Source organism: Vibrio sp. 1401 (assembly GCF_033340295.1).
This window is the reverse complement of sequence record NZ_JAWOWF010000608.1, coordinates 1-582: the sequence shown is the minus strand read 5'-3', so window position 1 is coordinate 582 and position 582 is coordinate 1. Positions and strand designations below refer to the sequence as shown.

Sequence of the window (582 nt, the reverse complement as noted above, 5' to 3'; positions counted from 1 at the left end):
GTCATTAAACGCATCACCAATATCGTAGAACGTTGCGGCCCACCAGTTGCCGTAAACACGATATTGATACTCTAAGGTGCTGCTTAAGATGTATTTCGCACCCGTTAATGCGCCACTTTCATCGACAGGTGAGATGGATTCATAGCCATAACCACGGATGTTGTTGTCCCCCACAGCAAAGAAACGCAACGATGGCGAAAGCTTTTCAAATTCCTCCGTGATGTTAGCCCCCCCTTCGAGACGGAACAAACCACGATGGTTTTCGCCGATGCCACGAATCCACGAAGATCGCCCAAGCAAACGCAATACGCGCGTTTCAGATAGTAGCGCCGGATCGCCGTATTCAACCGTTACGCTTTGCTTATCGCCCCACATTGGCATACTGCCACCACGGACACGAGTACGCGAAAAGGTTGCCCCTGGAAGCACAAACTGCACGCCATCATCTTGCAAACCTTGCGAGAAGTTTTCGTACAAGTGACGAACGTACACGGTTTTGTGCCAACCACCGTCGGTTAACCAGTGTCTTTCTACCGCAAGGTTTGATTCCAAACTCTCAGTATCACGGTTGTCCAAATGCTT

General features: G+C 49.8%; 1 protein-coding gene. It reads right to left on the bottom strand.

Annotation, left to right across the window (positions count from 1 at the left end; genetic code table 11):
• Positions 1 to 582, bottom strand: a 582-nt coding sequence (locus tag R7Z77_RS27100; protein WP_318137272.1) for an autotransporter assembly complex protein TamA, incomplete at both ends; no start/stop codon positions are given.